At 29.2% G+C, this 14,148-nt stretch carries 17 protein-coding genes; 1 reads left to right on the top strand and 16 read right to left on the bottom strand.

What is annotated here, in order from left to right; translation table 11 throughout:
- Window positions 1-251: 251 nt before the first annotated feature.
- On the bottom strand, window positions 252-695 hold the full coding sequence (locus HUJ77_RS10170) for a hypothetical protein (protein WP_291708472.1): 444 nt from the start codon (window positions 693-695) through the stop codon (window positions 252-254).
- 108 nt (window positions 696-803) lie between these two features.
- On the opposite strand from HUJ77_RS10170, the gene yyaC reads away from it, so the two are divergent.
- Window positions 804-1,316: a spore protease YyaC gene (gene yyaC, locus HUJ77_RS10165; RefSeq protein WP_291708471.1), complete on the top strand. Its 513-nt coding sequence runs from the start codon at window positions 804-806 to the stop codon at window positions 1,314-1,316.
- Between the two features lie 61 nt (window positions 1,317-1,377).
- On the opposite strand, the gene mreB is transcribed toward yyaC, so the two are convergent.
- From mreB to HUJ77_RS10090, 15 genes are all read right to left on the bottom strand, one after another.
- Window positions 1,378-2,412, bottom strand: a complete 1,035-nt coding sequence (gene mreB / locus HUJ77_RS10160; protein ID WP_291708470.1) for a rod shape-determining protein MreB — start codon at window positions 2,410-2,412, stop codon at window positions 1,378-1,380.
- Between the two features lie 152 nt (window positions 2,413-2,564).
- Entirely contained in the window at window positions 2,565-2,819 is a 255-nt protein-coding gene (spoIIID, locus tag HUJ77_RS10155; protein WP_291708469.1) for a sporulation transcriptional regulator SpoIIID, read from the bottom strand.
- A 216-nt stretch (window positions 2,820-3,035) separates the two neighbouring features.
- On the bottom strand, window positions 3,036-3,770 hold the full coding sequence (locus HUJ77_RS10150) for a M23 family metallopeptidase (protein WP_291708468.1): 735 nt from the start codon (window positions 3,768-3,770) through the stop codon (window positions 3,036-3,038).
- A 237-nt stretch (window positions 3,771-4,007) separates the two neighbouring features.
- Window positions 4,008-5,021, bottom strand: coding sequence for a stage II sporulation protein D (gene spoIID, locus HUJ77_RS10145; RefSeq protein ID WP_291708467.1), 1,014 nt, complete (start codon window positions 5,019-5,021; stop codon window positions 4,008-4,010).
- Between the two features lie 169 nt (window positions 5,022-5,190).
- Window positions 5,191-6,450 (bottom strand): UDP-N-acetylglucosamine 1-carboxyvinyltransferase, encoded by a 1,260-nt coding sequence (gene murA, locus HUJ77_RS10140; RefSeq protein WP_291708466.1) that lies wholly within the window; start codon window positions 6,448-6,450, stop codon window positions 5,191-5,193.
- Window positions 6,451-6,471: 21 nt separating this feature from the next.
- Window positions 6,472-7,119, bottom strand: a complete 648-nt coding sequence (locus HUJ77_RS10135) for a hypothetical protein (protein WP_291708465.1) — start codon at window positions 7,117-7,119, stop codon at window positions 6,472-6,474.
- A gap of 160 nt (window positions 7,120-7,279) precedes the next feature.
- Window positions 7,280-7,684, bottom strand: a complete 405-nt coding sequence (locus tag HUJ77_RS10130; protein WP_291708464.1) for an ATP synthase delta/epsilon chain alpha-helix domain-containing protein — start codon at window positions 7,682-7,684, stop codon at window positions 7,280-7,282.
- Between the two features lie 11 nt (window positions 7,685-7,695).
- A complete protein-coding gene (gene atpD / locus HUJ77_RS10125) occupies window positions 7,696-9,087 on the bottom strand; it encodes a F0F1 ATP synthase subunit beta (RefSeq protein WP_291708463.1) in 1,392 nt (463 codons plus the stop codon).
- Window positions 9,088-9,102: 15 nt separating this feature from the next.
- Window positions 9,103-9,954: an ATP synthase F1 subunit gamma gene (atpG, locus tag HUJ77_RS10120; protein WP_291708462.1), complete on the bottom strand. Its 852-nt coding sequence runs from the start codon at window positions 9,952-9,954 to the stop codon at window positions 9,103-9,105.
- A gap of 124 nt (window positions 9,955-10,078) precedes the next feature.
- Window positions 10,079-11,593 carry a F0F1 ATP synthase subunit alpha gene (atpA, locus tag HUJ77_RS10115; protein WP_291708461.1) on the bottom strand — a complete coding sequence of 505 codons (1,515 nt, stop codon included), beginning with the start codon at window positions 11,591-11,593 and terminating at the stop codon, window positions 10,079-10,081.
- Window positions 11,594-11,603: 10 nt separating this feature from the next.
- Window positions 11,604-12,143, bottom strand: coding sequence for a F0F1 ATP synthase subunit delta (locus HUJ77_RS10110; RefSeq protein WP_291708460.1), 540 nt, complete (start codon window positions 12,141-12,143; stop codon window positions 11,604-11,606).
- The gene (locus HUJ77_RS10105) at window positions 12,143-12,625 is read right to left on the bottom strand and encodes a F0F1 ATP synthase subunit B (RefSeq protein WP_291708473.1); all 483 of its coding nucleotides are present in this window, start codon (window positions 12,623-12,625) and stop codon (window positions 12,143-12,145) included. The genes HUJ77_RS10110 and HUJ77_RS10105 overlap by 1 nt, the downstream gene beginning before the upstream one ends.
- A gap of 39 nt (window positions 12,626-12,664) precedes the next feature.
- Window positions 12,665-12,895: an ATP synthase F0 subunit C gene (atpE, locus tag HUJ77_RS10100; RefSeq protein ID WP_136007982.1), complete on the bottom strand. Its 231-nt coding sequence runs from the start codon at window positions 12,893-12,895 to the stop codon at window positions 12,665-12,667.
- 63 nt (window positions 12,896-12,958) lie between these two features.
- The gene (locus HUJ77_RS10095) at window positions 12,959-13,657 is read right to left on the bottom strand and encodes a F0F1 ATP synthase subunit A (RefSeq protein WP_291708459.1); all 699 of its coding nucleotides are present in this window, start codon (window positions 13,655-13,657) and stop codon (window positions 12,959-12,961) included.
- A complete protein-coding gene (locus HUJ77_RS10090) occupies window positions 13,658-14,020 on the bottom strand; it encodes a hypothetical protein (RefSeq protein ID WP_291708458.1) in 363 nt (120 codons plus the stop codon).
- Window positions 14,021-14,148 lie beyond the last annotated feature (128 nt).

The following is a 14,148-nucleotide window of genomic DNA, read 5'->3' as shown; positions in this document are numbered from 1 at the left end:
TACAGTCTGCCCCCTTTGGCCACTCGGGAACTCCCCCATAAAATTTATTTAATTAATTTCAGTCATTTGATTTTACTCCCTTGACTGACAATGACTAGTATATATTTATTATTTATTATTTTCAAGTGCTATATTTATTCATTAAACGAAATTATAACTGTTTTATTCTATTTTTCTTTCATTATCTTCTATTTAATGCTAATATCTTTTTAAAATTATATTTTTATCATTTTTATTTATTAAATTTAAATTTAGTCCAAAACACTAGAATCAATGGAGTTCTCTAATATATTTTTAAAAATTTCATAGTCAGATTCAGCCATTCTTTTTTTAGCTAATTCTACGCCTTTACTAATTTTCTCATTATTATCCTTATCAGAAAAATAATTGTTAATTTTAATAAAATCTAAAACTGATAATTTTTTCATAATAACATCTAACTTTTCTTTTCTATCAGTATCAAGATAATTAAATAAACTATTTGAAAAATTACTATCTTTTATTAAAATAGTTTCTGCTTCTATTGAACTACTTACTAAACCTTCCTTTGTATTATCATGTTCATTTATATCTTCACTAAAAATATTATTATTAAAAACTTCTTCACTTTTTAATGGCTCCCAAATAAGTAAAAAATAAATAGGAATACTTGCACCTAATATAATAGTAAATATATATAGTATTAATTTTTTCATATAATTCACCACCTTTATTTAATTACTATCCCATTTATATTTTTTTATACATTTAATTATATTTTTATCCACTTAAACATATATTGGTATAATCGGGGGTGAACTCTAGTGAAGCATAAAGTACATTATGATGATCATAATTCCTTCATTGAAATTGCTAATAAAATAAAAAAGTATATGAATGAAAACACAGTAATAATTTGTGTAGGTACAGATAAATGCATTGGTGATTCTCTTGGTCCACTAGTAGGTAGTCTTTTAGTAGAAAAAAACTTTCTATTACCTGTCTTCGGAACACTACAATCTCCTATTCATGCTTTAAATATTGAAGAGAAGTTAAAGCATATTAACAAACTTCATCCAAGCTCCCTAATTATTGGAATAGATGCTTGCTTAGGAGAAGAAAATTCTATAGGTGAAATTCATATTCGTGATTATCCTATTCATCCAGGAAAGGGAGTTGGAAAATCATTACCAGAAGTTGGAGAAGTTTCAATAATAGGCATAGTAGATTCTAGTGATAGTGCTGCATTTTTTACCAGTAGAAGCATTAGATTATACTTAATCATGGAAATGGCTAAAGTAATATCAAATGCTATTATATCCTCTTATTCTAAATAGAATTAAATTTAAATAAAAAAGGAGCTCTCAAAGCTCCTTTTAAATTATGTAGAAATTACATTTATTCAATTAAACTTATTTCTTCATCATTTATATTATTATCTAACTTATCTAAATATTTTAAAACCTTACCTGTTCCTTCTGCCACTGCTTCAACAGAATTATTTGCAATTTCAACACTTACACCAGTTTCAAGTTCTATTAATTTATCTAATCCGAATAATAAAGAACCTCCACCAGTCATTAAAATTCCTCTTTCAATTATATCAGAAGCAAGTTCAGGTGGTGTTTTTTCCAATACTGATTTAACACTCTCTACAATTAATGATACAGATTCCTTTAATGCTTCATTAATTTCATTAGAGGTAATAGAAATTTCATCTGGTAATCCAGTGATTAAATTTCTACCCTTCATAGTGGTAGTTAATTTTCTTGAATCCTTTAATGCAGAACCAACAGTAACTTTTAAATCTTCTGCTGTTTTTTCACCTATCATTATCTTGTACTTATTTCTAACATATTTAATTATAGCTTCATCAAAAGAATCTCCAGCTACTTTAATAGATGCCCTTACAACTATTCCACCTAATGATATTACAGCAATATCTGTAGTTCCTCCACCGATATCTACCACCATAGATCCATTAGGCTTAGTTATATCTAATCCTGCTCCAATAGCTGCTGCTAGCGGTTCTTCAATTAAATTAACTTTTTTTGCTCCTGAATTCCTTGCAGCATCAATTACTGCTCTTTTTTCCACTTCAGTTGCTTGAGATGGAACACATACTATTACTTTAGGAGCTGTAATCTTACTCTTTCCGTAAGCCTTTTTTATAAATTCCTTTAACATTTTTTCTGTTATTTCATAATCTGATATAACGCCATCTTTTAATGGTCTAACTGCTACTATATTTCCAGGCGTTCTTCCTATCATTTTTCTTGCTTCTTCGCCGACAGCAAGTACTTTATTATTATTTCTATTTATAGCCACAACTGATGGCTCTTTAAGTATTACACCTTTTCCCTCAGCATAAACTAAAACTGTAGCTGTTCCTAAGTCGATTCCTAGATTACCCCTATTATTCCAAAACCACATTCCTGTTCACTCCTAATCTCAAACGATATAATTTAATAAAACAATATATTATTTATAAAAATTTACAATATTTGCCCTATTTCTAATTATATATGGAATATGATGAACCTTCAATATTTTTATATTCTTATTAAATGATTATTTACTTATATTTATTGACCAGAAGTTTTATACTTAATTTTAGTAGCATTTCCACCCCTAATATGTCTTTCTGCTTTGTTTAATTCTAATATTGAATGTGTTTCCTTGGCTATTGTTGGATTTATCTTAGGTAATCTTTCTGTCATATCTTTATGAATTGTACTCTTACTTACTCCAAATACTTTTGCAGTTTTTCTAATTGTATCTTTTGATTCTATAATATATTTTGCAACTTCTAAAACTCTCTCTTCTATATAATCCTTCAAAAATATTACCTCCTTTATAATAAAATCTATTCATATACTTTAATATTTACAGTTAACATAAATTTAATAATGAAAATGTAAAATTGAGGTAGAAACTCATCAAGGAATTTCTAAAATAAATATATCTTCTGTAAGCTTATATACATTAAGTCAACAATTTTACATTTTTCATTCTATATTTCTTAATTTTGAACTTTTCCCAATAATTTCATTTAATTATTCTTCATTAAATGTAAAATAAGTTGTTGGATCTAAATCTTTACCATCTGAATCTTGAACTTGTATATTTAAATGTTCTCCAAACTCTGTGCTAGTAAATATTTTTGAACTACTTCCAACAGTTCCTATAACAGTTTCTTCTGTAACTCTATCGCCAACATTTACTCTAATGTCATTTGATAAATTAGTATACTTTGTATACAAACCATTTGAGTGAGCTATAACTATATAATTACCATCATCTACTTTAGTTGATATCTCTTTTACTTCACCAACAGCAGCTGCCATAACTTCAGTTCCTAAAGCGGCACTTATATTTATTCCTCTAATGTTTCTACTTGTTCCATCAGACATAGCTTGAGGCTTTGGATATGTATATCCTCTTGATATTACCCCATCTATAGGATTTGAAAATACAACTTGAGTATTTGTTCCTGATGAAACATCAACACCCTCTTCATTAGAAGCTATATCTTCTTCATCTTGAGCTAACTCACCATTACCATTACCTTCAACTCTTTCAGCATTTTGTTTCTTCACTTCAGAAGCTTCTTTATCATCAACATTTAAAGTGAATTCATTTTGTGCTTTATTGCTTTCTTCTAATGACTTATTTCTTCTAGTTGTAACTACAGCAACAGTAGCAATTACACATAAACAAAGAAATAATACTAAATAAAAGCCCTCCTTTCTGAAAAAGTCTTTTACCTTATCTTTTTTGTTATTATTCATATCAACACCTCCTTTTTGTATTCTTGCCTGTTATAGTAAATTAATACAAATTAAAGAATAATTGTTTGCACCAAATTTCTACAATTATCAACATTTAGATTATATTTACATTAATAACCATAACCACTTTAGCAGCTTTTAATACATAAATACTGAAAAAAGAAGACTATCTAAGTAACAGATTTATGTATCCGTTATTTAGATAGCCTTCTTTTATTAATATTTTATTATAAATTATTATTTAAATACTAAATTAGTTATATCTACTCCTGTATAATAATGAGTCAATATTTCTTTATAATTAGATCCATTCTTGGCCATAATATTTGCTCCCCATTGACTCATTCCTACCCCATGACCATATCCCTTGCACTTAAATATTATTTCATTATCATTTATAACATACTGAAAATTAGTTGAAGTTAATCCTAAGGATAACCTAAAATCTAATCCTCTAACCTTAACTTTTCCTACTCTTAACTCTTTAATACCTCCAGCTTCACTTCTACTTAACACTTCAATATTATCATTTAAATTTTCTGCACTAACACTTGCATCTGGAAATTTATCATTAATCTTATTTGCAAATTCAGTTATACTAAATGGAAATTCACTTTCAAACTTTGGTGCTACTTCCTCCCCCTTAGTTTCAGTAGAAACTAAATAAGGGACAGAACTAGAAAATACATCTACTGCATTTTCTGTCATTCCAGAACTTGTAGAAAAGAATTGTGGATATAAAACTAGTTCATTATTATATGTTAATACCATTCCTTTAGTCTCGTCAACAGCATTAGAAATTTTCTTCCAATACTCTTCTGCATTATTTCCCCACTCTTCAAATCTTTTATTCTTATTTATATATACTTGGCAGTGAGTTGTATCGCATACATCTCCACCATTAGCAATATCACAAGGTCTAAGTCTTTTTGAAGCAATATATGTTCTTGCTGCAACTGCTTGTGCTTTTAAAGCTTCATCATCAAAGGTCACTAACATTTCTCCCGATACAACACTCTTCACATATTCCTCTATCTGAATTTCTTCTATTCTATTTTCCTTTGTAATATTTACTCTGATAATATCCTTTCCCTTTAATACTATGTCTTTACTTTCTTCTTTAGGTTCAACTACTTCTTCTTTGTCATTTACTTTAGCTGGTATAGATTTAATTATAAATGTTGGTACAAATATCATTAGTACTAATATTAAAATACTAGATAATATATTAGATGTAATATCTCTTTTCATAATGATACCTCCCTTTTAGTAATACAATTAAATATATGTTTTATTTGAAGAAATATACTTTATGTAATTTTTTTATGTTAAGTTAATAAAATTATAGGAGTTGTCTTTAAACAACTCCTTATTAAAGTACAGAATATTCAATTTAAATATACTAAACTTAAAGATAAAATTATTTTTCAACTCTATATATATTGGCTCCTAAGCCCCTAAATTTTTCTTCTATATTAACATAACCCCTATCTATATGGTATAACTCGCTAATTTCTGTTTTCCCTTGTGCCACGAGCCCTGCTAATATCATAGCAGCACCAGCTCTTAAATCTGTTGCTTTCACATCACATCCAGTTAAATTACTTACACCTTCTATAATAGCTGTTCTTCCATCTATTTTTATATTTGCTCCCATTCTAACTAATTCAGCAACATGCATAAATCTGTTTTCAAAAACAGTTTCAGTAATAATACTTGAACCCTTTGTCACTGATAATAATGCCATCATTTGAGCCTGCATATCTGTTGGGAACCCTGGATATGGTAATGTTTTTATATCTACAGGTGACTTTGTTCTTGTTCCATCTACTAAAATAGTATCCTCTTTTATAGTTTCAAATTTGACTCCACATTCCTTTAATTTTTCTATTGTTGGTCTTAAGTGATCTTCGTTTGCTCCATTTATAGTAATCTTGCTATTTGTTATAGCTGCTGCCACCATAAATGTTCCTGCTTCAACTCTATCATAAATAGGCTTATAGGTTACGCCTTTTAAAGAATCTACACCTTCTACTGTAATTTTCCCTACTCCAGCTCCATGAATCTTTGCCCCCATTGAGTTCAAAAAGTTTGCTAAATCCCAGATTTCTGGCTCTTCTGCTGCATTTTCTATAATAGTTGTTCCTTCTGCTAAAACAGCTGCCATTAATATATTTTCAGTAGCTCCAACAGATGGAAAGTCCAAATATATTCTATTACCCTTTAGTCTTTTTGCCTTGGCTTCTACATAACCATGCTCCATATCTACTTCTGCACCTAAAAGTTTAAAGCCTTTTAAATGCAAATCTATAGGCCTACTACCTATATTGCATCCTCCAGGCATTGATATTCTACATTTACCAAATCTTGATAACATTGGTCCCATAATTAAAAAGGAAGCTCTCATCTTTCTAATTAATTCACTATTCATATTAACATTTTCTAAATTAGATGTATTTATTTTAAGATCACTATTTTCATAGCTTTCAATATCACAATTCATACCTAATAATAAATCAGTTAATACCACTACATCTTCTAACATAGGTGCACTTTTTATTACTATGTCATTTGGACTTAAAATACTTGCAACTATTATAGGCAAAACAGAATTTTTAGCTAAACTAACATTCACTTCACCCCTTAGTTTATTACCACCTTCAACTACAATTTTTTCCATATTATCCTCCATTATATATTGTTAGTATGTTATGAATATCACTGGTGTTCCTATAACTAAATATTTTTCTTCACCATATTTCATAAAAGAAAAATTAATTTTACTTCCATCCATTAATTTCCCCTTTGAAACACTTCCATTTAAAATATTTAGTTCTTCTAGAGTTTTTTCATCTATCTTACTCTTTAGTAAACCTAAAATATTCTGTTTCTCTTCTTCTATTATTTTTACCTTTATAAAATTAAAATATTTTATATTTTTAGTTGCAAAACTAAGAATTTGTTGTAATTCTTTCTTTAATTGGGCAGTATTAATATTACTATTATTATTTATATAAGTAATTTGAACCTTTGTATCTACCTTGTTGCTCCATACTATTGCTTTAATTGAACTATAATCTTGCTCTATAGAAATAGTATTACTATCAACATTAGCTTTTACTACGTATTGTTCTTCAAAATTATTTTTTAATTTAAGTATCTCATCTTCTATGCTAGTTTTTGTACTATACTCTAATCTAACTCCGTTTTCTATAAAAGTTCCATTGTTAATTATTTCATCTTCTATAAAATAAAAATCATCTGAAATTAGTTCAGATTTTACTGGAACTGTACCAATAATTAATAAAACAAAGGTTAAAATAGGTAGTACCATTAATTTTTTTTTCATAAATCCCCCTACCTTCCTTTTATGATTATTGTCCAATCCATTTCTTTTTATTCAAAAATAATAGTGATAATACAATATATAAAATTAGTTGAAATTTGTGATTAATTGTCAATATATAAAAAATAGGAGCCATCTAAACAGCTCCTATTTACTAATTAAATTAATTATTGATATCTAAAGTTTTAATTCTTGCATTTGCTCTTGCTAATGCTCTCTTAGCTCTTTCTATATCAACATTTTTCTTTTCATTTAATCTTTTTTCAGCTCTTTCCTTTGATTCAAAGGCTCTTGCTCTGTCAATATCTGAAGATATTTCTGCTGAGTCACAACAAAACTTAAGTTCATTATCCTTTATATAAACTATTCCAGATGATGTAAAAAGATTATTCTTACTTGAACCATTTATTATTGTTGTAGTTGTTGGAATTGTACTAATAATTGCAGGTGCGTGATTAGCTTTGAATTCAATCTGTCCATCAATAGTAGATGTTATTAGTGCTTCTCCTTCAAATTCTAAGGGACTTTTCCCTGGAGAAATAATAGTTATCTTAAAAATATTACTCATAAGCACATCCCCTATACTAAGGTTTTAGCTTTTTCTATAACTTCTTCTATAGTTCCTGCAAAAAGAAAGGCTGACTCTGGTAAATTATCATATTTACCTTCTAATATTTCTTTAAATCCTCTTACTGTTTCTTTTACTTGAACATATCTTCCTTGCATTCCTGTAAATTGTTCTGCAACAGTAAATGGTTGAGATAAGAATCTTTGAACTCTTCTAGCTCTTGCAACTACCTTCTTATCATCATCAGATAATTCATCAACACCTAAAATTGCAATTATATCTTGTAATTCCTTATATCTTTCAAGTATATTCTTAACTTCAGTAGCAACATCATAATGTTCTCTACCTACTACTCTTGGATCTAATATTCTTGAATTAGATTCAAGAGGATCTACAGCTGGATATATACCAAGTTCAGCTATACTTCTTGATAAAACTGTTGTGGCATCAAGGTGAGTAAATGTTGTAGCTGGTGCTGGGTCAGTTAAATCATCAGCTGGAACATATACTGCTTGAACAGATGTAATAGATCCATTCTTTGTTGATGTAATTCTTTCTTGAAGAGCTCCCATTTCAGTTGCTAGAGTAGGTTGGTAACCAACAGCTGAAGGAATTCTTCCAAGTAATGCAGATACTTCAGAACCAGCTTGTGTAAATCTGAATATATTATCTATAAATAATAACACGTCCTGACCTTGATCTCTAAAGTATTCAGCCATAGTTAATCCAGTTAATGAAACTCTCATTCTAGCTCCAGGAGACTCATTCATTTGTCCGAAAACTAGAGCAGTTTTATCTATAACTCCTGATTCCTTCATTTCATAGTATAAATCATTACCTTCTCTTGATCTTTCACCAACACCTGTAAATACAGAAAGACCACCATGTTGTTTTGCTATATTATTAATTAATTCTTGTATTAAAACTGTCTTTCCAACTCCAGCTCCACCAAATAGACCTATTTTTCCCCCTCTTTGATAAGGTGCTAAAAGATCTATTACTTTAATTCCTGTTTCAAACATTTCAGGCTCTAATGATTGTTCTTTAAAGCTTGGTGCCGGTCTATGAATTGGATACATTTCTTTTATTTCTACATCTCCAGCATTATCAATAGGATGACCTAGAACATTAAATACTCTTCCTAGTACTTCTTTTCCTACAGGAACAGAAATACATCTGCCCATATCTAATGCCTTCATACCTCTTTTTAATCCATCTGTTGACTCCATAGCTATAGTTCTAACTATATCATCTCCCATATGCTGTTCAACTTCAACTACTAACTCTTTATCTCCCATATCTATTCTGATTTCATCATAGATATTAGGTAAAGAATCTGAATCAAATTTTATATCTACTACAGGTCCAATTACTTGAACTACCTTCCCTACTTTTCCAGGCACAGTAATCCCTCCTTACTATTTTTGAGCTTCTGCCCCTCCCACAATTTCAGATATTTCTTGAGTTATCATTCCTTGTCTAATCCTATTATACTTAAGGTTTAGTGCATGTAGGATATCATTGGCATTTTGTGTTGCTCCATCCATGGCAGTCATTCTGGCACTTTGCTCACTAACCTTAGAATGTAGCATAGCTCTTCTTATTTTACACTTGAAATATATATTTAAACTAGAATTTAAAACCTCTTCTAAACTAGGCTCAATTAAGAATTGTTCTGAACTTTCACTTTTTATTTCTAATGGAAATAACTTTTCAATTTTCACTTCTTGCTTTATAGGAGATTTAAATTCAGTAAATACTAAATTAACTTCGCCAACTTCACCATGCTCAAACATAAATACTGCGTCATCATATATAGCCCTTACCTCTTTAATTGTAGGAATATCAGGAATTTCCACATACTCTTTTATAGTATCAAAACCATATTTTCTTACATATGAAATCCCTTTACTTCCAACTACTACTATTCTAGCTGAACTTTTATTATCAATAATCTCATTTAGAGTATTAACAACATTTCCATTAAAGCCTCCACAAAGACCTGTGTCTGAAGCCATAACAATATATAACTTATCTAAATCATTAGAACTTGTATTAAAGAAGGAACTTTCGTACTCTTCTGGTAGTGAGGATATTAATTTATTTACTATCTCTTCAGATAAATTATAATATTCTTCACTACTATTTAACTCTTTCCTTACTTTTCTAAGTTTAGAAGTGGCTACAACATTCATAGCTTTTGTTATTTTTCTTGTACTTTCAACTGACTTTATTCTTCTCTTTATTTCTATAAGTCCTGCTGATCCCAAGATTCCACCTCCTAAAGAATTGGAGCTGTCTAAAAGACAGCTAAGTTAATTATTTAGTTTAAAAAACTCCTTTAGGAGTTTTTCTCAATTCTTCATTTTACATTCTTCATTTTTCATTATAAAGTTATGCATCTTGTAAGAATATTTTTTTGAATTCTACAATAGAGTTATCTAATTCTCTCTTAATTTCGTCGTTTAAAATTTTGCCTTCACATATTCTCTTTAATAGATCTCTATTGTGAGTATCCATATATTCTAAAAGTTCTCTTTCGAATCTTCTAACATCTTTTACTTTAATATCTGATAGCAAGTCATTAACTACAGCGTAAAGAATTGTAATTTGCTTTTCTACAGCCATAGGTGAATATTGATCTTGCTTTAATACTTCTACTAATCTCTTACCTTTTTCTAATCTCTTCTTAGAATCTTTATCTAAATCTGATCCAAATTGAGCAAAGGATTCAAGTTCTCTATATTGAGCTAATTCTAATCTTAAAGTTCCTGAAACTTGTTTCATTGCTTTAATTTGTGCATTTCCTCCAACTCTTGATACGGATATACCAGCATTTACTGCTGGTCTTTGTCCTGAATGGAATAAATCTGCTTCTAAGAATATTTGCCCATCTGTAATTGAAATAACATTTGTTGGTATATATGCAGTTACATCACCAGCAAGTGTTTCAATTATTGGAAGAGCAGTTAATGAGCCTCCACCATTTTCCTTAGATAGCTTTGCAGCTCTTTCTAAAAGTCTTGAATGGATATAGAATACATCTCCAGGATAAGCTTCTCTACCTGGTGGTCTTCTAAGTAAAAGTGACATAGTTCTATAAGCCACTGCATGCTTAGAAAGATCATCATATATTATAAGTACATCTTTCCCTTGATGCATAAAGTATTCACCCATACTGCAGCCTGCATAAGGTGCTAAATATTGAAGTGGAGCTGATTCTGATGCTGTTCCACTTACAACTATTGAATAGTCTAAGGCACCAAATTCTTCTAAAGTATTTACTATATTTGCAACTGTTGATTGTTTTTGACCAATAGCAACATATATACAAATTACATCTTTTCCTTTTTGGTTTAATATAGCATCTATTGCTATAGCTGTTTTCCCTGTTTGTCTATCACCTATTATAAGTTCTCTTTGTCCTTTTCCTATAGGTATCATAGAATCTATTGCCTTTATACCTGTTTGTAAAGGTTCATTGACAGAACTTCTATCAATAATACTAGGTGCTGGAACCTCTATAGCTCTATACCCAGAATTAATTATTGGTCCTTTTCCATCTATAGGATCACCAAGAGAATTTACTACTCTTCCAAGTAAAGCTTCTCCTACAGGGACTTCTACTATTTTATTAGTTCTTTTTACTATATCGCCTTCTCTAATGCCTTCTTCTGATCCTAAAAGAACACAACCTACATTATCTTGTTCTAGGTTTAATGCCATACCGAAAACATTATTTGGGAATTCTAATAATTCACCTTCCATACAATCATCTAATCCATATACTCTAGCGATACCATCACCAATTTGTATAATAGTTCCTGAGTCTACTGTTTTTATTTCTTTTTCATATCTTTCTATTTCTCTTTTAATTATGGAAGTTATTTCTTCAGGCTTAATATTCATACCTTCACCTCTATTCTGTTTTAAGCATTAATTCTTTTAGTTCATCTAACTTAGATTTTACTGTTCCATCTATAACATCATTATTAACTCTAACGTATATTCCACCTAAAATCTTTTCATCAATAACTTGTTTTAAGATTACATGCTTTTTGTACTTATTCTCTAAGGTCGATACTAGATTACTAAACTCTTCTTCAGTTAATGGAATCGTAGTCTTAACTATGCCTTTTAGAGTATTCTTTCTTTCAAGATCTATCTTTTCCATTTCTACTAACTTTTCTTTTAAGTAAAGTATTCTATCCTTTTCAATAAGAATTAATAAAAATGATAATAATTCTTCATCTATATGACCTTTAAAAATATTAATAAAGGTCCTTTTTTTCTTCTTTGTACTAATTTGAGGGTGCTTGATTACTTCATAGAAATCTTTATTTGTTTCTATAATATTACATATTTGATGTAAATCTTCTAGATATTGTTGAACTTTACCTTTTTCTTCTGCTACCTCATATAAGGCTAGAGCATATCTACGGTCTAAATATTCATACATTATGAATTACCTACCTTAGTTATGAATTCTCCAATAAGCTCTCTATTCTTTTCTTCATCAATATTCTTTTCTATAACCTTTTTAGAAAGTTCAATAGCTAAATCTATAGCTTCCCTCTTTAATTTATCTTCAACTTTTTCTTTTTCTCTATTAATCTCAACCTTAGCTCTTTCTATAATTATCTTAGCTTCTTGTTGCGCTTCATTAACTATTTCATCATAAACTTTTTCAGCTTTTTGTTTATGTCTTTCTGTAATTAATTTTCCTTCTTCTCTAGCATTTTTTAGCATTCTTTCATTTTCTATAGCTATCATTCTAGCTTTTTCTGCTTCTTCATCAGCATAATCTAATTTATCATTTATAAGATTTTCTCTCTCATCAATAATCGCTTGAACTTTTTCAAAGAAGAAGTACTTCAAAATTGCAAAAAGTATAATAAAGTTAATTATAGTTGCAATAAGGGTGCTAGGGTTTATTTCCATTAACATATATAATCGCCTCCCTTTTGGAGTACTAAGGTACTATTTTACTCCAACGAATATTAAAAGGATTGATACTAATAAACCATATATAGCTGTTGCTTCTGCGAATGCTGCTCCAAGCATTAATGCAGTTGTTATTTTACCGCTAGCTTCTGGTTGTCTTGCTATTCCTTCAACAGCCTTTCCTGTTGCATTTCCTATTGCAATTGCTGCTCCTATACCTACTAATACTGCAATTGCTGCTCCTAATGCTCTCATTGATAATTCCATAATAAAATCCTCCTTAAAATAAATACATTTTTATATTTTAAAATAATAAACTTTTTTTCGTAATTAATGTTCCATATGACTTGAGTGTTCTGCTGTCATTTTTATATTTATCATAGTTAACATAATAAATATAACTGTCTGTATACCACCATCAAATATGTCAAAATAGGCATGTAATGGTACTGGTATTCCTAGTTGTGCTATGAATCCTATATGTCCTAATGCTTCATAACATAATTCAACTAAAAAAGTTGCAGCAAGTATATTACCAAATAGTCTCAGTGCTAAGGAAACTGGAAGCATTATTCTTTCCAAAATATTAATTGGTGTAATTATTGCAATAGGTAGGGTATATCCTACAAAATAGCTTTTTAATCCATATTTTCTTATGGTGTAATATTGAACCATATAGAAAGTTACTAAAGCCATTCCTACTGTTACACTAAAGCTTTTTGTTGGAACTGGTAGTCCAAATAAGCCAATTAAATTCATAAATAATAAGAATACGGCTAAACTACCAACAAAGGGAATAATATCCAAAAATTCTTCTCCCATATTAGCTGTAACTACATTTTTTAATGTAGTATAAATATACTCCACTACCACTTGTTTTTTATTAGGTCTAAGTTTTAAATTTCTAGTTGCCCATATTGCAAGAACAGCAATAATAAGAATAATTATCCATTGCATTACTACTTCTGGAACTATATCAATTTTTATGGGTCCAACATAAAATGACCATATAGGTTTTAGTGGTTCCACCTAATCACTTCCTTTCTCCTTCTTTAACCAATAAATTACTACTAGTAAAAAATGGGCTAAATATCCTGAAATATAAGATAAAAGTTGTATTAAATTATTTAAAAATGGCAATGCTATTAAAATAATAGCAATTATTCTAAATACATAACTTAGTGGTAATAATATCTTTTTATCCTTTAACAAGGAATATTCAATGACTAGTCCATTAATAGAAGTATTGATTAAAGAAATCATTAACCCAAGAAAAAATATAAGAGCCACTTCTAAATTAAAGAAGATAGATAACACAAGTACAAAAATGAAACCATATTTTAAATCGTATTTCATCATATTCGAAATAGTGTTTTTCATTTCTCTACTCATTTTATCATCACTCCTAACTAACTCTTGTTATTATAGTACTCTAAAATAATTAATGAAAACCTTAAATAAGTTTATTTAACAGATTATTACTTCATTTTACATTATTACAAGGGTTTATATCTGTTTTG

Source organism: Clostridium sp. (genome assembly GCF_021443865.1).
GTDB lineage: Bacteria > Bacillota > Clostridia > Clostridiales > Clostridiaceae > Clostridium.
The sequence above is the reverse complement of the archived record's forward strand: the minus strand, read 5'-3'. Positions and strand labels throughout refer to the sequence as shown.

Excerpts from the sequence above, each read along its gene's own strand:
- HUJ77_RS10130 (WP_291708464.1), bottom strand. The coding sequence starts at position 7,684 with ATGAGTAATATTTTTAAGATAACTATTATTTCTCCAGGGAAAAGTCCC.
- atpA (WP_291708461.1), bottom strand. The coding sequence starts at position 11,593 with ATGAATATTAAGCCTGAAGAAATAACTTCCATAATTAAAAGAGAAATA.
- HUJ77_RS10090 (WP_291708458.1), bottom strand. The coding sequence starts at position 14,020 with ATGAGTAGAGAAATGAAAAACACTATTTCGAATATGATGAAATACGAT.
- HUJ77_RS10110 (WP_291708460.1), bottom strand. The coding sequence starts at position 12,143 with ATGTATGAATATTTAGACCGTAGATATGCTCTAGCCTTATATGAGGTA.
- HUJ77_RS10170 (WP_291708472.1), bottom strand. The coding sequence starts at position 695 with ATGAAAAAATTAATACTATATATATTTACTATTATATTAGGTGCAAGT.
- HUJ77_RS10135 (WP_291708465.1), bottom strand. The coding sequence starts at position 7,119 with ATGAAAAAAAAATTAATGGTACTACCTATTTTAACCTTTGTTTTATTA.
- mreB (WP_291708470.1), bottom strand. The coding sequence starts at position 2,412 with ATGTGGTTTTGGAATAATAGGGGTAATCTAGGAATCGACTTAGGAACA.
- HUJ77_RS10150 (WP_291708468.1), bottom strand. The coding sequence starts at position 3,770 with ATGAATAATAACAAAAAAGATAAGGTAAAAGACTTTTTCAGAAAGGAG.
- murA (WP_291708466.1), bottom strand. The coding sequence starts at position 6,450 with ATGGAAAAAATTGTAGTTGAAGGTGGTAATAAACTAAGGGGTGAAGTG.
- HUJ77_RS10105 (WP_291708473.1), bottom strand. The coding sequence starts at position 12,625 with ATGGAAATAAACCCTAGCACCCTTATTGCAACTATAATTAACTTTATT.
- spoIID (WP_291708467.1), bottom strand. The coding sequence starts at position 5,021 with ATGAAAAGAGATATTACATCTAATATATTATCTAGTATTTTAATATTA.
- atpE (WP_136007982.1), bottom strand. The coding sequence starts at position 12,895 with ATGGAATTATCAATGAGAGCATTAGGAGCAGCAATTGCAGTATTAGTA.